Source organism: Micromonospora sp. CNZ299 (assembly GCF_002754415.1).
In genome coordinates, this window is sequence record NZ_PEFG01000001.1 from 501,160 (window position 1) to 521,023 (window position 19,864).

A 19,864-nucleotide genomic window follows, 5' to 3' on the forward strand; every position below is an offset into this window, starting at 1 on the left:
TCATCTGTTCCTCTCCGCTGCGGACGAGTCCCGGGAGATCGGCAGGATCAACCGAACCTCGGTCCCCTCCCCCGGGCCGGACCGGATCTCGGCCCGTCCGCCGTGCCGCTTCATCCGCCCGATGATCGAGCCGCGTACGCCGTGCCGGTGGTCCTCCACGGTATCCGGATCGAAGCCCTTGCCCCGGTCCCGGACGAAGACGCTGACCTGATCCGGCTCCACCTCGGCGTAGAGCGACACGGTCTGCACGCCGGCGTGCCGGGCCGCGTTCACCAGCGCCTCCCGCGCGGCCGCGACCAGCGCCCCGACCTTCTCGTCGGTCTCCCGGTCACCCACCACCACGGTCTCCACGGTGATCGCGAAGGTGTCCTCGACCTCGGCGGCGGCCTGCTCCAGCGCGGCGGCGAAGCGCTCGCTGGGCGACGCGGTGGGCTTGTAGAGCCAGTTGCGCAGGGAACGCTCCTGCCCTCGGGCCAGCCGCTGCACCGTCTTGACGTCACCGGCGTTGCGCTGGATCAGCGCCAACGTGTGCAGCACCTGGTCGTGCACCATCGCGGCCAACTCGGCCCGCTCCTGCTCGCGGATGCGCCCCTCGCGCTCCGAGCGGAGTTGGCTGTACGTCCGCCAGAGCACCGGCGCGGCGACCACGCCGACCCCGGCCAGCCCGACCAGCGCGAAGATCACGCCATTGATCACCGCGTCGAAGTTCTGTGCCGGCGAGTAGACCGCCGCGACGCCGATGATGCCGACCGCGACCAGCACTCCCCCGCCGATGAACCGGAGCACGAAGGCCCGCCGGTCACTCTCCTCGACGACCGCGCCGAGCCACGGCACCGGCATCGTGTCGCCCCACTGCCGCCGCCGTTCGGGCGCGGACTGGTGCCAGATGACCCCGGCGCCGACCGCGATGATGGCCACCAGCCAGCCGGCGGTGCCCGCCGCGCCGACCGAGTCGAAGACCATCACCTGGATCAACAGGACACCGAGCCCGATCCCCACGAACGGCAGGAGCTGGGCCACGTCGCGCCGGGGCGGCACCGCGGTGTCACCGGGCCGCAGCGGCACCACGGCCCAGAAGGCCGCGTAGAGCAGCAGGCCGAGCCCACTCAGCCCGAGCAGCACCATGAACGCGACGCGCACCCGCAGCACCGAGATGCCGAGATGGTCGGCGATACCGGCGGCGACGCCGGCGGCCATCCGGTGCTCGGGTGCGCGGTAGAGGCGCGGAGGCGAAGTCACGGTGCTGATCGGAGGCTCCCTGTCACGGTGGCGGGACGGTCGAGGTCGGTGATTCGATCGTCACACGCTGCGGCGTCCACGACCACGGGGACGCCCCCGACATTCCGGCCGCCGGATCTCAGGGTGGGGTCAGGGTCGGGTCCTGAGGTCGAACGGGTGCACCGGGCAGCAGGATCGAAGCATGACCGAGGAAGCTGCCCCGCCACCCCGTCCCGGGTCGGCACAACCGGGAGGCACATCGCCGCCCACGCCGGCCGCGACGGCCGGCGGATGGACCGAGCCCGGCACGTCCGGTCCGCACCCCGGCGCCGCACCTACCGATCCGTACGGCGGCTACCCGCCGCCCACCGGCCCGGGCCCCAGCTTCGCGGCCGGCACCGGTTACGGAGCCGGCGGCGCCGCGGGCACACCACCCGGGCAGGGTGGCGGTCCCGGCCCGTCCGCGCCGCCACCGCCGCTGGGCGGCACCGGCTTCACCTCGCGGTACGGGCTGGTCCGGCCACGCGAGGGACGGTATCTGGCCGGCGTCTGCGCGGCGATCGGGCGAGCCACCAACACCGATCCGGTGCTGTGGCGGGTGCTGCTCGCGGTGCTCGGGTTCTTCGGGGGCATCGGCATCCTGGTGTACGTCGCCGCCTGGCTGATCATCCCGAACGAGGGCGACACCGCGTCCCCGGTCGAGTCGATGCTCGGGCGCGGGCGTTCCAGCATGTCGCCGGTGACCGTGATCGTCCTGGGCATCCTGGTCGCGGCCAGCTTCGGCTACATAGTCACCGACGCCTTCCGCGCGGTGCTGCTCGGCGCGGCCATCCTGGTCGCCGGCGCGCTGCTGCTCAACCGGGACAGCCGCAACTCGCAGCCCGGTGCTCCGAGCGGGCCGGCGCCGTCCGCGCCGACCGGCTCCCCGCCCGGTCCCGTTCCGCCGGTGACCTGGCCAGCGCCGTCGTACGGCGTCGCGCCGTCGACCGGCCCGCTGACGACGACACCGGGGGCCGGCGGCGATCCCGCGTACGTCACCGCGACGACGGGGGGAACACCCACCATGGCGTACGACGTGCAGCCGACCGCTGGTCCGCAGCTCTCCGCCCCCACGCAGCCGGTGTCCGGGGTTGGTCCCGTGTCCGGAGTTGGTCCCGTGTCGGGGCAACCGGCCGGCCCGACGGCTGTCCAGCCCGACTGGCCGACACCTTCCACCGGCTGGCCGAGCACCGCCGCCCCCAGCGTCGGCTGGCCGTCGGCACCCGTGACCGGCGCACCCGCTGCCCCGTCCGGCTATCCGACCGCCCCTCCACCGTCCGGATACCGGCCTCCGTTCGCGCCGCACGGCCCGTACGCCCCGCCGACTCCGGCCGCGCCCCCTCCGCCCAAGCCACCCAAGCCGCCGAAGCGCCCCAAGGAGCGTTCGCCGCTCGGCGCGGTGACCTTCTCGTTGATCTTCCTGGTCCTCGGTGTGGTCGCCCTGCTCGACCTGCTGGACGTCTTCGCCATCAGCGCCTCGTCATACTTCGCGGCCGCGTTGGCCACGATCGCGCTGGGGCTGCTGGTCGGCACGTGGTTCGGCCGGGCCCGCTGGCTCATCGCGCTCGGCCTGGTGACCGCGGCGGCGCTGGGCACGGCGACGGTCGCCGAGTCCTACGACCGGATCCGGGGAGTCGACGGTGCGGTGACCTGGGCGCCGACCGACTACCGCGACCTCGCCGACCGATACGAGAACAGCTTCGGTGACGCCGTGCTCGACCTGCGCGGCATCGACTTCACGAAACGGGACAGCCAGGTCACCGTCGCCATCAACTTCGGCCAGGCGACCGTTGTCGTACCGCCGAACGTCGACGTCACCACGGTGGCCGACGTCAACGCCGGCGACGCCAACATCTTCGGCAACCGGTCCGGCGGGTTGGACGGTCGCCTGCGGGAGACCACCGATGTCGGCGCGGACGGGCCCGGCGGCGGGACCCTGCGCCTCTACGTCCACGTCAATGCCGGCAATCTGGAGGTGACCCGGTGAAGGCTCACCGCACTGATCTGGTGTCTTTCGCCTTCGGGCTCGTGTTCCTGGCGCTGTCCGGCTGGTGGCTGCTCGCCCAGCTGCTCGGGCTCGCGCTCCCCGCGGTCGGCTGGTTCCTGGCCAGCGCACTCATCCTGATCGGGGTCTTCGGGCTGGTCGGAGCGCTGCGCTCAGGTCGGTCGCCGCAATCGGAGGCGACCACCGAGACCCCCGCCACCGAGGCCACCACCCCCGTCTCCGGCGCGAACGCACCCGTCTCCGGTGCGGCCGCGCCGACCGCTGGTGCCGCCGTACCAACCGCTGGTGCCGCCGTACCGACCTCCGGCGCTCCGCTGCCGGTCTGGGAGGCCGAACGGTCCACCTGGGACGTTCCCCCCTCGGGTCCGAAACCGTGGGACGTTCCCGCCTCGGGTCCCACACCGGAGGCGCCGACCGCCGAGGTGATCCACCCCGCCTGGCTGGCTCATCCGCCCTCCGAGGAGCAGACCGCACCGGTCTCCGGCCCGACCGACGACCGGAACGAGGAGCCGACCCTCGGGATCGACACCCGACCGGCCCCGGCGGAGGGGGACGAGCCGACCCGCCCCGACCACCCGGTCGAGGCCGTCGGCGACCAGTCGGCCGACCAGCGGGACGGCCGGCGCGGGCAGGGGTGACCTTGGGCGCCTGCCGACGTCGGCGTACTCCACCGCTACGGCGGTGCGACTGACGCGAACGGACGCATATGCTGGCCGGTGGAGATCTCGCCTCCGCCGGCCGGCCCGTCCCGCCATGCCGGTCCCGCCGCGATTCCCGTCTCTACCCCGTCAGGAGCCCGCCCGACATGACCCAGTCCCCCGCCGTGCGTACCACCGGCCGGTCCGGTCCGGTCCGCATCGGCGAGCGAGCCGCCCGTACCCTCGTCACCGAGCTGGCCCGGATCAACGATCCCAAGGCCGCCCTGCTGGTCGGGGCGAGCCCGGAGTCCGCGGTGCTGGCCGCGGCGATCGACGCGCTGCTCCCCGGTGACCGGCTCACCGTGGTGCCCGCCGAGCCATTCGGCGCTGCCGCGCTCCGCGAGCACATCACCGCCCAGGGTCGCTGGGTCGCCGACCGGGTGAGCGTCGTCGACTCGCTGGCCGAGGCCGAGCCCGCCGGGGTCGTCATCGCCGGCGAGGTGTTCGCCGGCACCGCCGAGGAGACCCGCAGCGGCATCGAGGGCCTGGCCAAATACCTCTCCGACGGCGCGGTGTTGAGCGTGGCGACCATCGCCATGCCGGGCCGGACCACCGGCGCGGCCACCGAGCTGGCTCGACAGGACGCCCTCTACGGCGTCGGCGCCGACCTGGTGCTGCGCAACTCGCCACCGGTGCGGGTCTACCGGCTGCGGTTCACCCCGGCCAGCCCGGCCACGGCCGACAGGTTGGCCCCCGCGCACCGCCCGTCGAGCGTGCCGCTGACCCGCGGCATGCACATCGACTCCAACGGCGTGGCCGCGGCGGGCATCGCGCTGGGCCTCGCGGCGCTGGCCCGGGTGGCGCGTCCGTCGTCCAAGCTCTGGCTGCTGCCGGCGCTGGCCGCCGGGCCTGTCGCCGCGTTCTTCCGCGACCCCGAGCGGGACGTGCCGGAAGACCCGGGCGCCGTGGTCGCCAGCGCGGACGGCAAGGTCCTGTCGGTGCAGCGGTTGCACGACGAGCGTTTCGGCGACGGCGAGTGGCTCCGGGTCGCGGTCTTCCTGTCGGTGCTGGACGTGCACGTCAACCGGTCCCCGGTCGCCGGCAAGGTGGTGGACTACTTCGTCGCTGACGGCGGCTTCGTCAACGCGATGAAGCCGGACGCCGAGCACAACGTGGCGGCGTACACCGTGTTGGACACCGCTCGCGGCACGGTGGTGGTCGCGCAGCGCACCGGGCTCATCGCCCGCCGGATCGTGCAGCGCGCGCCCATCGGCGCGCTGCTGGCCAGGGGCGAGCGCTTCGGGCTGATCCGGTTCGGCTCCCGGACCGACGTCTACCTGCCGGCCGATGCCGCTGACCCGTTGGTCGGGCCGGGCGACAAGGTCGTCGGCGGTTCCACGGTCATCGCCCGCTGGCGCTGACCCACGAACGAGGAAAGGGGCGCCGCTGTCCGCGGCGCCCCTTTCTCGTTGCTGCGATCAAGCGGTACGTGGTGCTGTGCTCAAGTGGTGCGGCGTGCTGTGCTCATTTGGCGCGATGTTGCTGGGCTCAGGCGGTGCGACGCTGCCGCAGCCAGAGCACCGGCCCGCTGACCAGGTAACCCACCACGATCAACGCGAACGTGATCCGGATGTCGACCAGCGCGCCGATCACCGGAGCCAGCCAGAGCCACGGGGGCAGCTTCACCAGGCGGGCGAGCTTGGCGTACGGGAAGCTCGAAACCATTGCGAAGGCCAGCAGCGCCACCCCGGCGACCAGCACGGCCCCGGGCACCGGCAGGCCGATCGCCACGGTCAGGGCGAGCACCGCCGCCGCCATCGTGGTCGGCACGCCGCAGAAGAAGCGGCCGTCCTTCGGCGAGACGTTGAAGCGGGCCAGTCGAATGGCGGCACAGGCCGCGACCAGGGCGCACGCCACCGCCGCCGCAGCGGTGGAGACGGAGCCGGCGAGCGAGGCGTAGACCACGACCGGCGCGGCGAGACCGAACGAGCACATGTCGGCGAGCGAGTCCATCTGCGCGCCGAACGGGCTGGCCACCCCGAGTCGGCGGGCCAGTGCGCCGTCCAGACCGTCGAAGGCGACGCAGGCGATCAGGCAGAGCGCGGCGATGCGCACCTCGCCCTGCATGGCCAGGAAGATGGCCAGCATGCCGAGCATCAGGCTGGCCAGCGTGCAGGCGTTGACCAGGCCGAACTTCATCCGACGGGCGATGGTGCGCTCGCCGGGAAGCAGCGGGATGGTCGCGGCGGACGCCTCGTCGGCGTACGCCATCGGCGGCATCGCCGGGCTGACCGGCATCACCGCCTCGATCTCCGCCCGACCGACGTTGACAGCCGGCCGGCTGAGCCGGTCCAGGCCGTAACGACGGCGCTGCCGGTCGGCGTACCGGTGCTCGGTAGGAACCAGGTCGGTCCCGCGCAGGTCGTCGTCACGACGACCGACCCGGACCAGGAGCACCTGGCGGGCGAACGTGCTGCTGCGGCGCAACCTGCCCGCCCAGCGACGCCCTGCGGGGCGCGGACTGTCAGTAGTACGACGCCGGCGCCATGGGGCTCTCGGCACGTTTCCTCCATCACCGGATCGGCTGACCGCCGTGGGGGCGGGTGTCCGGCTGTCTCGTGCCGGACCTTGCGTGGCCCGGCAGCCGTTTTGCGGAGTACACCATCGCATAGGGGAACATGGCTTGGCGATAGCTGCCGGCGGTACTTATATCTGGCTTAAACCGCTCGAACCGCTCGCTTGTTCCCATCCCGGGCTTCATCGCCCGTTTCCTCCACCATTCCCGCCTTTGACTGTACCGGAGGGTCACCAGTTCGGCTCACCGAGCGGCGTGCTATCGGCCAGTCTGTCCGATTGCCAGCGCAGCGATGTCGCTCAACGGCAGGTCAACAGCTTCGGCGCGGGTGAACCAGCCGGCCCTCGCCGTCGAGCCCCCTGCGGATTCGGTGACCACCGCATCGGTAGGTACGTCCACCAACACCCGATAGATCACCCGTACGCCGTGCCAGTCCAATGGCCGACCCTCCGGGCCGAGCGCGGCAGGGTTGTGCAGATTGTCCACCCCGAGAAGCTCGACCACCCGACCGAGCTGACCACCCTCCTCGACCAACTCCCGGAGCAACCCGGTGGTCGGCTGCTCACCGTGATCGGTACCCCCACCGGGCAGGTGCCACAAGCCAGCCCCCGGATAGCCGTCCGCGATCTGCGTGAGCAGGATCCGCCCGGCCGGATCGGTCACCAGCCCGTACGACCCGAAGCGCAGCCGGCGATCGGGGTGCGGCGGCGGAAACGACTGACCCGGCCGGTGCGACCCGGGCGGCAGCGGCGTGACCGGCAGGCCGAGCATTTCGGCGGTGAACGGTGTCAGTGACAACCCCGCCGCCTCGGCCAGGGTGAGCCAAGCAACGCGATCAACCAACCCACCACCAGCCTCAGCCGCCGGCCCGTCACGCTGGGCCAACTCGAAGAACAGCCGGTCGGTGTGCAGCGAGACGTCCTCCGGATAGCTGGTCACGTCTGCGACCACCGCCCGCAGTCGACCCGCCGCAACGGTCAGCCCGGTCTGCTCGGCGACGGCACGAACCACGGCACGCTCGGGATGCTCGGCGTGCGCGACAGCACCTCCCGGCAGCCGCCACACCCCGGGAAACTCACCGCCCACCCCGTCCCGAACCACCAGCACCCGATCGCCATCCCACAGAACGCCATAAACCCCAACCCGCCGCAAGAACCCCATCCCCGCCCACTCCCGCCCGCCCACCAAACCCACCAAACCCGTCGATCATGAAGTTATAGCCGTCCATCTCGGCGTGTCCTGACAATAACTTCATGATCAACGGGGCGAGGCGGGCAGGAGGGGTGCGACGGGGTCGGGCCAGCGCGGTGTGGACCGACAGGACCGGGCCAGGAGGACCGGACCGACAGGACCAGACCGACAGGACCGAGGTCGAGCAGGTCCGTGACGTGGACACCGACAGGACCGGACCGACAGGACCTCGACCTGTGGCGCCGACCCTCCGCACCGGGCGGCGTTCAAACCGGCCTCAGGTCCGAAGGACCGCCCCTTGCCGAAGCATGCCCTTTCTGCGGATATGTCCGTGCTGCGTCAGGTCACCGCGCGACTACGAGGCCGCTCAAGCAATGATCGACTCGGTTTTGCGGAAATCGGGGTGTCCTGGTGCTGGGATACCGCAACTTCAATGAAACCGAGTCGATCATTCGGCCGCAGCACTTCGCCGCGGGATTGCCGGGTATCCACACCCGCACGACCGCACGACCGCACAACCGCCGGCAGCAGGCAGCAGGCAGCACGCAGCACGCAGCAAGGACATCCCCGACGCCAGGCAGCGCGGCCGCGGTCACCTGCGCGCGCCTGACGCGAGATGCACCGAACCTGCATCACCGCAGGTCACACCGGCGCCAGAAAGAGGCCGGGATGACCACGGATCAGGTGAGCTGGGCGGCTTGGACTGCTTCGGCGGTCACCTCGGTGAGGTGGTGGGTGGGGAGAGCGCCCAGCTCCTCGCGCCCGAACCAGCGGGCCTCGCAGGTGGAGCCGCCCACGTCGGCCACGGTCAGCGGGTTGGGTTGGTCGACGACGACGCGGTAGAAGGCGCGCACTCCGTGCCAGTCGATCGGGTAGCCCTCGGGGCCGAGTGAGGCGGCGTCGCGGTGGCTGGCCACCCCGAGAAGCTCGACCAGGCGGCCGGTCTGCCCGGTCTCCTCGACCAGCTCGCGGATGAGGGCCGCTCCGGGCTGCTCGCCGTAGTCGGTGCCGCCGCCGGGCAGGTGCCAGCAGCCGGCGCCGGGGTAGCCGTCGGAGACCCGGGTGAGCAGCACCCGGCCGGCCGGGTCGGTGCAGACGGCGTACGCGGCGAAGCGCTGCGCCCGGTGCAGCCCGTCCGGGCCGGGCACCGCGTAGAACGAGGGGAACTCGGGTGCCTCGTCGGGCACCACGTCGGCCGAGGAGGCGGGCAGCCCGAGGGCGCGTGCGGTGAACGAGCGCAGGGGCAGCTCGCGCGCCTCGTCGAGCGTGTACCAGCGGGCCAGGTCGGTGGGACGCTCGCCGACCCGGTCGGCCAGTGTGCCGCCACGCACCGCCACCCGGTAGATCAACCGGTCGGTGTGAATGGTGATGCCGCGGTCCGGCAGTGCGCGCATGTCGGCGAGCACGTCGGCCAGGCCGGACACGGCGACCGAGAGGCCGGTCTCGGCGGCGGTTTCACGGACGACAGTGTGGTTCGGGTCCTCGCCGTGGTCGACCGCCCCGCCAGGCAGCGACCACGTGCCGGGGGTGCCGGAGCGCTCCGATGCGCGGACCAGCAAGACTCGGCCTCTTGAATCAGCACAAACTGCGTATGCCGCGATCCTGCGGAGCGGCTCCAGCAAGGTGGTCACGGGACCAAATTCTCCCCGCGCCTGGTTACCGGAACGGAAAAGAGTCGGATTCCTGACTGTCTGACACCGATCAGGGATCGGTCAGGGTAAGGATCCGGGCGGTCACCGAGGGCGGGCCGGTCGCCAGCGCGGACAGTGGGGTCATGACATCGACCACCGCTCCCCACGCCCCGTACAAGCAGCTTCGGCGACCCACCACCGACCGAATGGTCGCGGGGGTCGCCAGCGGCATCGGCCGCTACTTCGCCATCGATCCCACACTGGTCCGGGTGCTCTTCGCGGTCAGCGGCCTGCTCACCGGCGGGCTGGCGCTGTTCGCGTACCCGATCATGTGGTTCCTGATGCCGGAGGAGCCCACCGGCGCGCCGGCCTGGCCGCACCCGGCGGGCACCGCGCCGCAGCCCACCGCCCCGACGCCGCCCTACCCGCCGACGACCCCGTTCAACACGCCGCCGGCCGCCTGAGCAACGCCTACTCCCACTCGATGGTGCCCGGCGGCTTGCTGGTCACGTCCAGGACCACGCGGTTCACCTCAGCCACCTCGTTGGTGATCCGGGTGGAGATCCGGGCAACCACCTCGTAGGGCAGTCGTGACCAGTCAGCGGTCATGGCGTCCTCGCTGGAGACGGGGCGCAGCACCACGGGGTGCCCGTAACTGCGCCCGTCTCCCTGCACACCGACGCTGCGGACGTCGGCGAGCAGCACCACCGGGAACTGCCAGACGCCCCGGTCCAGGCCGGCGGCGGTCAGTTCCTCGCGGGCGATCAGGTCGGCCTCGCGGAGCAGGTCGAGGCGCTCCTGGTTGACCGCGCCGATGATCCGGATGGCCAGGCCGGGGCCGGGGAACGGGTGCCGCCAGACCATCGCCTCGGGCAGGCCCAACTGGAGGCCGAGCGCCCGGACCTCGTCCTTGAAGAGGGTGCGCAGCGGCTCGACCAGGGCGAACTTCAGGTCCTCGGGCAGACCGCCGACGTTGTGGTGACTCTTGATGTTGGCGGTGCCGGTGCCGCCGCCAGACTCCACCACGTCGGGGTAGAGGGTGCCCTGGACGAGGAACTCGACGTCGCCGTGCGAGGCGATCTCGCGGGCGGCGGCCTCGAAGACCCGGATGAACTCCCGGCCAATGATCTTGCGCTTCTGCTCCGGGTCGGTCACGTCGGCCAGCGCGCCGAGGAACCGGTCGGTGGCGTCGACCACCTTCAGCTTGATGCCGGTGGCGGCGACGTAGTCCTTCTCGACCTGTTCGGCCTCACCGGCGCGCAGCAGGCCGTGGTCGACGAAGACGCAGGTGAGCTGGTCACCGACCGCCTTGTGCACCAGCGCGGCGGCGACCGCGGAGTCCACCCCGCCGGACAGGCCGCAGATGACCTCCTTGTCGCCGACCTGGGCGCGGATCCGGGCAACCTGCTCGTCGATGATGTTCTCGGGCGTCCAGGTCGGCTCGATGCCGGCGATGTCGTACAGGAAGCGGGTCAGCATCTCCTGGCCGTGCGCGGTGTGCCCGACCTCCGGGTGGAACTGCACGCCGGCCCGCCGGCCGGCGAGGTCCTCGAAGGCGGCGACCGGCGCGCCCGCCGACTCGGCGGTCACCGTGAAGCCCGCGGGGGCCTCGGTGACGGCGTCACCGTGGCTCATCCAGACGGGCAGGTCCGCCGGGAGGTCGCGCAGCAGCACACCGGGTTCGAGCAGGCGGGGGCGCAGCGGCGTGCCGCCGTACTCGCGGTTGCCGGTCTTCGCGACAGTCCCGCCGAGCGCCTGGGCCATCGCCTGGAAGCCGTAGCAGATGCCGAAGACCGGCACGTCGGCGCTGAACACGCCCGCGTCGATCTGCGGTGCGTCGACTGCGTAGACGCTGGCGGGGCCACCGGAGAGGATGATCGCGGCGGGGTTCTTCGCCAGCATCTCGGCGATCGGCATCGAGTGCGGCACGATCTCGGAGTAGACCTTCGCCTCACGGACCCGGCGCGCGATGAGCTGGGCGTACTGGGCTCCGAAGTCCACCACGAGGACGGGGCGAGGCAGGCTCATGTGCGCAAATCCTACCGACAGTCACGGCCGCGCCCGGCACCGGCTCGCCCCCGCGCCCGCCGGCCTCAGGGCCGCAGCGCGCCCGGGGCGTCCGTCGGCACCGCCGGGTGGTGCGGGGGTACGGGTGCCAGCCGGCGGTACGGGGACCCGAGCGTCGGTCGGGGGTCCTCCTCGCCCCGGTTGGGCCAGAAGGACATCGCCCGTTCCGCCTGCGCGGTGATCGTCAGCGACGGGTTCACGCCGAGGTTGGCCGAGACCGCCGCGCCGTCGACGACGTGCAGCCCGGGGTGCCCGTACACCCGGTGCCAGGGGTCGACCACCCCGTCGGCCGGGGTGGCGCCGATGGGCGCCCCGCCGAGGATGTGCGCGGTCACCGGGATGTCGAACGGCTCGGTGAGTGAGCCGCCGGGGGTGCCGCCGATCTCGTCGGCGAGCAGTCGGGCCGCGGTGTTGCCGGCCGGGATCCAGGTCGGGCTCGGGGTGCCGTGGCCCGGGCCGGTGACCAGTCGACGACCGAACAGGCCGCGCCGCCACCGGGTGGTCAGTGAGTTGTCCACCGACTGCATCACCAGGGCGATCACCGTCCGCTCCGACCAGCCGCGCACGGACAGCATCCGGGCGGCCAGCCGTGGCTGGCGCACGATGCTGCCCAGCCAGCGGCGTACCCGGTGGGGACCGCCGTCGACCAGGAGCGACTGGAGCAGCCCCATCGCGTTGGAGCCGCGCCCGTAGCGGACCGGTTCGATGTGGGTCTGCGGGTCGGGGTGGAACGAGCTGGTGATCGCCACGCCGTCGGTGAAGTCCAGCCCTTCGGCCCGGGCCTGCTGGCGTGCCACCGAGGCACCCAGGATCGCCTCGGAGTTGGTCCGGGTCAGCTCGCCCAGGCGGGGCGAGAGCCCGGGCAGCACGCCGTCGTCCTTCATCGCGTGCAGCAGCCGTTGGGTGCCGAGCGCTCCGGCGGCGAACACCACCTGGTCGGCGTGGATCACCTGGCGTCGGTGACGCACCCAGGCGCCGGTGCGGACGGTGTGCACCTCGTACCCGCCCTCCGCGGCGGGCTTGACGGCGGTCACAGTGGTCAGCGGGTGCACGACGGCGCCCAGCCGCTCGGCGAGCCAGAGATAGTTCTTGACCAGGGTGTTCTTCGCCCCGTGCCGGCAGCCGGTCATGCACCCGCCGCAGTGCGAGCAGCCGGTGCGCTCCGGGCCGGCACCGCCGAAGTACGGGTCGGCGACCCGCTCGCCGGGGCGGCCGATGTGCACGCCCACCGGGGTGGCGTGGAAGGTGTGCCCCACCCCCATCCGCTCGGCCACCGCCCGCATGGCCCGGTCCGCGCCGGTGTTCACCGGGTACGTGGTGACGCCGAGCATCCGCTTCGCCTGGTCGTAGTGGCGGGCCAACTCGTCGCGCCAATCGGTGATGTCCCGCCACTGTGGGTCGGTGTAGAAGGGCGGCAGCGGCTCGTAGAGGGTGTTCGCGTAGACCAGTGAACCGCCGCCCACCCCGGCTCCGGAGAGCACCAGCACACCACCGCCGGAGCGCTTCGCGGCCGGGCGGAGCAGGGTGATCCGCTGGATGCCGTAGCAGCCCAGTTTCGGCGCCCACAGGAACCGGCGGGCGCGCCAGGACGTCTGCGGGAACTCGTCGTCGGCGAAGCGCCGACCGGCTTCCAGCACAGCGACGGAGTAGCCCTTTTCGGAGAGGCGGAGCGCGGTGACGCTGCCACCGAAGCCGGACCCGATGACGACCACGTCATACCGCATGGATGCATCATTACTCGCCAGTAGCGCTCGCGCTAGCGCCCGATTTCGCGCGATCATGCTCCGGCCGACCGACCCGGCGCCTTCCGGCCGCAACCCGGAGCACCCGTCGGAGCGTTGTTCACCAGACGGGTGGAGGGAATTTTCAGATGATCCTCGGGTCGATGGCACCGCGCCGACGGTGGTTGCTGCTGGGGTTGACGGCCCTCGCCGCCGTCGCGCTGATCGCGGCCGGGGCGGTGGTGATCACCCGGCTGACCAGCGACAACAAGCCGGGCGGTGCTCCGGTGGCCGGCTCGCCGACGCCGACGCCGATTCCGACGCCCACCCCGAGCCCCAGCGGCCCACCGCCGGGCGCGGACATCACCGGCCCGCTCAACCTGCTGCTGGTGGGTGTGGACACCCGGGTCAGCGTGCCCGGATGGGAACCGCACTCGGACGCCGTGCTGGTGCTGCACGTGCCGAAGGGGTTGGGCCAGGCGTACCTCTTCTCGCTCCCCCGCGACCTGCTGGTGGACATCCCGGCGTTCCCGAAGGCCGGCTACAAGGGCGGCAAGACCAAGCTCACCCACGCGATGAGCTTCGGCAGCCGGGTGCCGGGCAAACCCAAGGAGCCGAGCGCCGCCCAGGGGTACGAGCTGCTGCGCAGCACGGTCGCCGGGTACACCGGGCTGCGGATCGACGCCGGTGCGGTGCTCACGTTCAACGGGTTCGACAAGCTGGTCGACGCGCTGGGCGGGGTGGACATCTACGTCGACCAGCGGGTCGAGTCGATGCACCGCCGACCGGACGGCAAATACCGGGAGAGCGTGCCGGGCGGTTACACCGGGCCGCAGCAGGTCTACGAGAAGGGCGAGCAGCACCTCAACGGCTGGCAGGCACTGGACTACGCGCGGCAGCGCTACATCACCGGCGGCGACTACGCCCGGCAGCGTCACCAGCAGCAACTGATCAAGGCGATGACCAGCAAGATCCTGGACGAGGGCCTCGCCCGGCAACCGGAGCGGGTCGACCAGGTCGTCGCGGCGCTGGGTAACACGCTGATCTACGTGGGTGGGCGGCGGATCGTCGACATCGCGTACGCCCTCGGTGGGATGCCGGCGAACAAGTTCGTGCTCGTCGGCCTGCCCGGGTCCGGCGTCGGCAAGGGCAGCGCCTACCGCGGCGAACAGCTCACCGCCGTCGGCCGGAAGTTCATCACCGAACTCCGCGCCGGCCGCGCCGACGCCTACCTCGCCGCCAACCCCACCCTGGTCGTCAGGAACTGACCCCGCTCAGAGCCGCTTGGGCAGGGCCGGCTTCTTCGTGCCGTACAACCAGGCGTCGAAGAGCGCGTCGAGCTGCTTGCCGGAGACGCGCTCGGCGAGGGCGACGAACTCCGCAGTGGTGGCGGTGCCGTTGCGCTTCTCCGCCGCCCAGGTCTTGACGATCTCGAAGAACGCCTTGTCGCCCACAGCCACCCGCAGGGCGTGCAGGGTCATGCCGCCGCGCTGGTAGACCGACTCGCTGAACAACTCCTTGGCACCAGGCTTGCCCGGCGGCGTCTTCCACACCTGAGCGGACATCCGGGCGTACCGGTTGTCGAAGGCCTCCTTGGCCGTGTACGTCCTGGTGTGCTCGGCCCAGAGCCACTCGGCGTACGTCGCGAAGCCCTCGTTGAGCCAGATGTCCTCCCACCTGGCCAGCGCGACACTGTCACCGAACCACTGGTGCGCCAGCTCGTGCGCGACCACCTCGGTGTTCTCGCCCTGCCGGAAGAAGCCGGCGGAGTAGACCGGGCGGCTCTGCGTCTCCAGGGCGTACGAGATCCGGCTGTCGGTGACCACCACACCGCCGTACGCGTCGAACGGGTACGGCCCGAACACGCTCTCCAGGTAGTCGGCCACCTTGACGGTCTGGGCGATCGACGTGTCGGCCGCGCCCTTGGCCACGTTGGTGGCGACCGCGTTGTAGACCGGGCGGCCCTTGTGCTCACCGGTGGTGATCCGGAACTTGCCGATCACCAGCGTGCTCAGATAGCTCGCCATCGGCGACTTCTCCGACCACTTCCAGGTGGTCCAGCCGTCCTTGCTGGCCTTGCCGCCCGGCACGCCGTTGCTGACCGCGGTCAGACCGTCGGGCACTGTGACCTCGAAGTCGTACGCCGCCTTGTCGGACGGGTGGTCGTTGACCGGGTACCAGGTGCTGGCCGACTCGGGCTGACCCAGGGCGATGGCACCGTCCGTGGTGTGCAGGAACCCGCCCTCACCGAGCGTCTCGTTCTTCAGCGGCTTCGGCACACCCTCGTAGGTGACCTCGGCGACGAACCCGTTGCCGTTGATCAGGCCGGAGGCCGGCTTGACCACCAGCTCGTTCCGCTTCCGCTCATGGGTGGCCGGCGCGCCGTCCACGGTGACCGTGGTGACCGTCAGGCCGGCCAGGTCGAGGTTGAACGTCGACAGGTCGGTCGTCGCGGTGGCCTGCACCGTGGTCGTACCGGTCAACCGGTCCTTCGCCGGGTCGTAACGCACCTTGACCGTGTACCGCCCGACGTCGTAGCCGCCGTTGCCGTAGGTCGGGAAGTAGGCGTCCCCGACCCCCTCGGCACCGGCGGTGAACGTCCGTGCCGGGGTGGGCGACGCGCTCGGCGCCGACGCCGCCTCCGGGGCCGACGAGTCGCATCCGGACAATGTGAGCGCCCCGGCCACCAGCAGACCGACGCCCATCCGTAGGTCGTGCCGCGTCACCCGCATCTCGAACCCTCCCCGGTACGGTCGCGGTGACGGCGTCCACCGCTCCGCGCGCACGGACGGTCCCCCGCCGTCCGCAGGCGGGAGCATATCCACCGGCCATCACGGCTCCGTCACGGCAGTGTGGGCGCTGATCCACCCACCAACCAGGCGTCGAAGAGCGGTCGAAGCTGCCGACCCGCCACCCGCTCGGCCAGCGCGACGAGGTCCGAGGTGGTCGCGTTGCCCGCCGCCCGCTCGCTGGTCCAGGTCCGCAGGAGGCGGAAGAACGTGTCGTCACCGACGGTCCGGCGCAGCGCGTGCACCGCGAGTGCCCCCCGCTTGTAGACGGCCGTGCCGAACATCGACTCCCGGCCCGGCTCGACCGACGGCTGCGACCAGTCGGTCGCCGCGTACTGGAGCTCGAAGTTGCGTTGCGCGGTCCGGCCGCCGTCGTGCTCCTCCCACAGCCACTCCGCGTAGCTGGCGAAGCCCTCGTTGAGCCAGATGTCGCTCCACCTGGTCAGCGACACACTGTCGCCGAACCACTGGTGGGCCAGCTCGTGCGCCACCACGCTCGGGTTGGGTTGGTCGTCCGCGAAGAATGCGGGCCCGTAGACCGGGCGGGACTGGGTCTCCAGCGCGTACCCGATCCGGTCGTCGGCGACCACGATCCCGCCGTACGAGTCGAACGGGTACGGGCCGAACCGGCTGGCCAGGAAGTCGACGATCGCCCCGGTGCGGGCCAGTGAGCTGGCCGCGCCGCCGTTCGCGGGCAGGCTCGCCGCCACCGCCGTGACCATCGGTCGGCCGGCGTGCGTGCCCGTCACCACCCGGTAGTCGCCGATCACCAGGGTGCTCAGGTAACTGGCCATCGGGGCGCGCTCCGACCAGTGCCAGGTGGTCCAGCCGTCGGCGCTGCTCTTCGGGCCGGGCACACCGTTGCTCAGTGCGGCCAGGCCGTCCGGGACGGTCACCGCCAGGTCGTAGGTGGCCTTGTCCGACGGGTGGTCGTTGACCGGGAACCAGGTGGCGGCCGAGTCGGGTTGGCCGAGTGCGACAGCGCCGTCGGCGGTGTGCAGGAAACCCCCGCTGCCCAACGACCCGTCGACCACAGCCGTGGGCACACCCGCGTAGTCCACCGCCACGGTGAACTGCCGGCCGCGCGGGAGCCCGGCGCGCGGGGTCACCACCAGCTCGCCGTCGCCGCGCCGGTGGTCGGCTCGTGCGTCGGCAACGGTGACCGCGCTGACGGTCAGGCCGGCCAGGTCCAGGTTGAACCGGGACAGGTCCTGGGTGGCCGTGGCCGTGATGACGGCGCGACCGGTCAGCCGGTCCGTCGACGGGTCGTAGCGGACGTCGAGGTCGTAGTGCGAGACGTCGTAGCCGCCGTTGCCGCGCCCCGGCACGTACGGGTCGCCCGCGTCGGCCGCACCGGGGCGGAAACCGTCGCTGTCGCCCGTACAACCGGTCGTGGCCAGTCCGACGAGGCAGGTCAGCGTGGCGGCGATGGCGGCCAACCGACTGCCGGCCGATCTCCGTCCGGTCCGGACCATGCACACCCCCTGCGGTACCTCCGGTCAGGACGAGCGTAGTCAGCGCCGCAGGCGACGCGGCCCGTATTGACGATCATCAGTAACTTTCGTTGAATCAAACAAAAGGTGCCATCGATCGATACTTTCTTTCGACTTTGACCGACGTTAGTGTCGATCTCCGACCACCGTCGCGAAAGGTGGAACCATGCCAGACCACACCGCACCCGACGCCACCCCCACCGGCCGACTCAGCCGTCGGTCCCTGCTCGCCGCGTCCGCCGGCGCAGCCGCCGCGATCGGCGCGGCCGGCCTACCGGTCCTCGCCACCGGCACCCCCGCGCTCGCCAAACCCAAGAGCAAGCTGCGGGTCGAGCCGCTGATCCCGGCGAAGAACCGCGGCATCATCCTCTACAGCGTCCGTGACCGGATCACCGCCGCGCCCGACGACAGTGGAGTGCCCTACGGCTTCGAGCGCGTCCTCGCCCGGCTCGCCGAGATCGGCTACAAGGAGATCGAGTTCGCCGGCTACACGCAGAGCACCGAGATCCTCGGCCGGCAGATCACTCCCACCGAGATCCGCAAGATCCTCGACGACAACGGTCTGGTGGCCAACGGCACCCACGCCTCGATCCAGCCGGCCACCTTCCAGCAGCAGCTCGACATCGCCGAGGAACTCGGCATGAAGAACATCGGCACCGGCAGCGACCCGACCAGCAGCGCGTACAAGGCCGAGTGGGACGCCGCCGCCGACATCTGGAACGAGCTGGGTCGGCAGGCACGGGCCCGGGGCATGCGGCTGTACACGCACAACCACGACGCCGCGTACAGCTTCCTGATCGACCGTGGCCCGCGCGACGCGCAGGGCCGGCAGACCCGGTCGTCCGGCATCCGCCGGCTGGAGTACTTCTTCGAGATCACCGACCCGCGGTACGTCTTCTTCGAGCTCGACATCTACTGGGCCTACGTGGCCCGCTACAAGCACCAGAAGTACGTCAACCCGGCCGGCCAGGAAGTGACCGACCTGTTCGACCCGATCCTCACCGTGGCCGACCGGACCACCCGGTTCCCGCTCTTCCACGCCAAGGACGGCGACCGGGACACCAGCGTTCCCAACGGATACCAGATGACCCCGCTGGGCGAGGGTGACCTCAACTTCCAGCAGTTCTTCCAGACCATCGGCGAGCGCAACTTCCACCACGCCAACTGGGAGATGGACACCGCCCCCGGCGGTGCCGACAACAAGGGCCAGTCACTGGACTTCGCGGCGACCAGCTACCGCAACATGTCCGACCTGACCATCTACCTGGACAAGTGACTCCCGTCTGAACGCGACGAAGGCCGGCCCCGCAGCACCGCGGGGCCGGCCTCCCGGCGTCTGAGAGAAGGGTCAGCGGTCGAGGACCAGGCCGACCTTCTGGAACTCCTTCAGGTCGCGGTAACCGCACTTGGCCATCGCCCGACGCAGCCCACCGAACAGGTTGAGCTGGCCGTCGGCCTCGTCAGCCGGCCCGAAGAGCAGCTCCTCCATCGACCCGAGCGGCTCACCGGCAACCTCGAACGCGCCCCGAGGCAGCGACGGGTGACTCGCCGCCGAGTGCCACCAGGCACCACCGGCGGGGGCCTCCTCGCAGAGCGACAGCGGCTCACCGAGCATCACCGCGTCCGCACCGCAGCCGAGCGCCTTGGCGATGTCGCCCGAGGTCTGGACGTCACCGTCGGCGATGAGGTGCACGTACCGGCCGCCGGTCTCGTCCAGATAGTCGCGGCGGGCCGCCGCCGCATCCGCGATCGCGGTCGCCATCGGCACCCGGATCCCCAGCACCGACTCGGTGGTCGACCACTCGTCGCCACCGATGCCCACGATGACCCCGGCCGCACCGGTACGCATCAGGTGCAGAGCGGTCTTGTAGTCCGTGCAACCGCCGACGATCACCGGCAGGTCCAGGTCAGCGATGAACTCCTTGAGGTTCAACGGCTCATCGGTGGTCGACACGTGCTCGGCCGAGACGATGGTGCCCTGGATGACCAGGATGTCCACCCCGGCGTCCAGGATCACCGGGGCCAGCGCCAGGGTGTGCTGCGGGGAGACCCGCACCGCCACAGTGCCGCCACCGGCGCGCAGCTCACGAACCCGCTCGGCGATCAGGTCCGGGCGGATCGGCTCGGCGTACACCTCCTGGAGCTTCTTGGTGGCGCGGGCATCCTCATCGAGGCCGGCCAGTTCCTCCAGCACCTTGGTCGGGTTCTCGTAGCGGGTCCAGAGCCCCTCGACGTTGAGCACACCGAGGCCGCCGAGCTCACCGAGCCGCACCGCCGACGCCGGGCTCATGGTGGCGTCGGAGGGGTGGCCGACGCACGGGATACCGAACGGGTACGCGTCGAGCTGCCAGGAGGTGGAGACGTCGTCGACGTCCCTGGTCCGGCGGCTCGGCACGATGGCGATGTCGTCCAGGTGGTAGCCGCGCTGCGCGGTCTTACCCAGCCCGATCTCGACCACGTCACGCATGGGGGACTCCAGATGGTTGGGGGTGGTGGG

At 71.4% G+C, this 19,864-nt stretch carries 14 protein-coding genes and 1 pseudogene; 6 read left to right on the top strand and 9 right to left on the bottom strand.

Annotated elements, in window-relative coordinates:
- Window positions 1-1,239, bottom strand: a complete 1,239-nt coding sequence (locus CLT68_RS02385) for a PspC domain-containing protein (protein ID WP_099848561.1) — start codon at window positions 1,237-1,239, stop codon at window positions 1-3.
- 181 nt (window positions 1,240-1,420) lie between these two features.
- Here CLT68_RS02385 and CLT68_RS02390 point away from each other — a divergent pair, with 181 nt between their 5' ends.
- The 3 genes and pseudogenes from CLT68_RS02390 (at window position 1,421) to CLT68_RS02400 (ending at window position 5,321) form a co-directional block, all read left to right on the top strand.
- A complete protein-coding gene (locus tag CLT68_RS02390) occupies window positions 1,421-3,244 on the top strand; it encodes a PspC domain-containing protein (RefSeq protein ID WP_099848563.1) in 1,824 nt (607 codons plus the stop codon).
- Window positions 3,241-3,486: pseudogene (locus CLT68_RS02395) on the top strand (hypothetical protein); the annotation flags it as partial. The gene CLT68_RS02390 and the pseudogene CLT68_RS02395, both read left to right, overlap by 4 nt.
- Window positions 3,487-4,067: 581 nt before the next feature.
- Window positions 4,068-5,321, top strand: a complete 1,254-nt coding sequence (locus tag CLT68_RS02400; RefSeq protein ID WP_099848565.1) for a phosphatidylserine decarboxylase — start codon at window positions 4,068-4,070, stop codon at window positions 5,319-5,321.
- 127 nt (window positions 5,322-5,448) lie between these two features.
- Here CLT68_RS02400 and CLT68_RS02405 read toward each other — a convergent pair whose 3' ends face one another.
- From CLT68_RS02405 to CLT68_RS02415, 3 genes are all read right to left on the bottom strand, one after another.
- A complete protein-coding gene (locus CLT68_RS02405) occupies window positions 5,449-6,387 on the bottom strand; it encodes a CDP-alcohol phosphatidyltransferase family protein (RefSeq protein WP_099848567.1) in 939 nt (312 codons plus the stop codon).
- A 346-nt stretch (window positions 6,388-6,733) separates the two neighbouring features.
- Window positions 6,734-7,636: an NUDIX domain-containing protein gene (locus tag CLT68_RS02410; RefSeq protein WP_099856716.1), complete on the bottom strand. Its 903-nt coding sequence runs from the start codon at window positions 7,634-7,636 to the stop codon at window positions 6,734-6,736.
- Window positions 7,637-8,346: 710 nt separating this feature from the next.
- Window positions 8,347-9,297, bottom strand: coding sequence for an NUDIX hydrolase (locus tag CLT68_RS02415; RefSeq protein WP_099848569.1), 951 nt, complete (start codon window positions 9,295-9,297; stop codon window positions 8,347-8,349).
- 143 nt (window positions 9,298-9,440) lie between these two features.
- Between CLT68_RS02415 and CLT68_RS02420 the strand changes: the two genes are divergently transcribed.
- Window positions 9,441-9,761, top strand: a complete 321-nt coding sequence (locus tag CLT68_RS02420) for a PspC domain-containing protein (protein WP_099848571.1) — start codon at window positions 9,441-9,443, stop codon at window positions 9,759-9,761.
- A 7-nt stretch (window positions 9,762-9,768) separates the two neighbouring features.
- Here the strand turns inward: CLT68_RS02420 and guaA are convergent, their stop codons facing one another.
- A complete protein-coding gene (guaA, locus tag CLT68_RS02425) occupies window positions 9,769-11,325 on the bottom strand; it encodes a glutamine-hydrolyzing GMP synthase (RefSeq protein ID WP_099848573.1) in 1,557 nt (518 codons plus the stop codon).
- Window positions 11,326-11,390: 65 nt separating this feature from the next.
- On the bottom strand, window positions 11,391-13,088 hold the full coding sequence (locus CLT68_RS02430) for an FAD-dependent oxidoreductase (RefSeq protein WP_099848575.1): 1,698 nt from the start codon (window positions 13,086-13,088) through the stop codon (window positions 11,391-11,393).
- A 161-nt stretch (window positions 13,089-13,249) separates the two neighbouring features.
- On the opposite strand from CLT68_RS02430, the gene CLT68_RS02435 reads away from it, so the two are divergent.
- Window positions 13,250-14,353 (top strand): LCP family protein, encoded by a 1,104-nt coding sequence (locus CLT68_RS02435; RefSeq protein ID WP_486482058.1) that lies wholly within the window; start codon window positions 13,250-13,252, stop codon window positions 14,351-14,353.
- 6 nt (window positions 14,354-14,359) lie between these two features.
- On the opposite strand, the gene CLT68_RS02440 is transcribed toward CLT68_RS02435, so the two are convergent.
- Together CLT68_RS02440 and CLT68_RS02445 are read right to left on the bottom strand one after the other, a co-directional pair.
- Entirely contained in the window at window positions 14,360-15,817 is a 1,458-nt protein-coding gene (locus CLT68_RS02440) for a M1 family metallopeptidase (protein ID WP_099848579.1), read from the bottom strand.
- Between the two features lie 110 nt (window positions 15,818-15,927).
- Window positions 15,928-17,349: a M1 family metallopeptidase gene (locus CLT68_RS02445; protein ID WP_099848581.1), complete on the bottom strand. Its 1,422-nt coding sequence runs from the start codon at window positions 17,347-17,349 to the stop codon at window positions 15,928-15,930.
- Window positions 17,350-17,533: 184 nt separating this feature from the next.
- On the opposite strand from CLT68_RS02445, the gene CLT68_RS02450 reads away from it, so the two are divergent.
- Complete coding sequence (locus CLT68_RS02450; protein ID WP_099848583.1) at window positions 17,534-18,643, top strand: sugar phosphate isomerase/epimerase family protein; 1,110 nt, start codon at window positions 17,534-17,536, stop codon at window positions 18,641-18,643.
- A gap of 72 nt (window positions 18,644-18,715) precedes the next feature.
- Here the strand turns inward: CLT68_RS02450 and CLT68_RS02455 are convergent, their stop codons facing one another.
- Window positions 18,716-19,834: a GuaB3 family IMP dehydrogenase-related protein gene (locus CLT68_RS02455; RefSeq protein WP_099848585.1), complete on the bottom strand. Its 1,119-nt coding sequence runs from the start codon at window positions 19,832-19,834 to the stop codon at window positions 18,716-18,718.
- Between the last annotated feature and the right edge of the window lie 30 nt (window positions 19,835-19,864).

Coding starts and splice junctions, on each gene's coding strand:
- CLT68_RS02435 (WP_486482058.1), top strand. CDS start 13,250: ATGGCACCGCGCCGACGGTGGTTGCTGCTGGGGTTGACGGCCCTCGCC.
- CLT68_RS02400 (WP_099848565.1), top strand. CDS start 4,068: ATGACCCAGTCCCCCGCCGTGCGTACCACCGGCCGGTCCGGTCCGGTC.
- CLT68_RS02390 (WP_099848563.1), top strand. CDS start 1,421: ATGACCGAGGAAGCTGCCCCGCCACCCCGTCCCGGGTCGGCACAACCG.
- CLT68_RS02450 (WP_099848583.1), top strand. CDS start 17,534: ATGCCAGACCACACCGCACCCGACGCCACCCCCACCGGCCGACTCAGC.
- guaA (WP_099848573.1), bottom strand. CDS start 11,325: ATGAGCCTGCCTCGCCCCGTCCTCGTGGTGGACTTCGGAGCCCAGTAC.
- CLT68_RS02430 (WP_099848575.1), bottom strand. CDS start 13,088: ATGCGGTATGACGTGGTCGTCATCGGGTCCGGCTTCGGTGGCAGCGTC.
- CLT68_RS02440 (WP_099848579.1), bottom strand. CDS start 15,817: ATGCGGGTGACGCGGCACGACCTACGGATGGGCGTCGGTCTGCTGGTG.
- CLT68_RS02410 (WP_099856716.1), bottom strand. CDS start 7,636: ATGGGGTTCTTGCGGCGGGTTGGGGTTTATGGCGTTCTGTGGGATGGC.
- CLT68_RS02420 (WP_099848571.1), top strand. CDS start 9,441: ATGACATCGACCACCGCTCCCCACGCCCCGTACAAGCAGCTTCGGCGA.
- CLT68_RS02445 (WP_099848581.1), bottom strand. CDS start 17,349: ATGGTCCGGACCGGACGGAGATCGGCCGGCAGTCGGTTGGCCGCCATC.
- CLT68_RS02455 (WP_099848585.1), bottom strand. CDS start 19,834: ATGCGTGACGTGGTCGAGATCGGGCTGGGTAAGACCGCGCAGCGCGGC.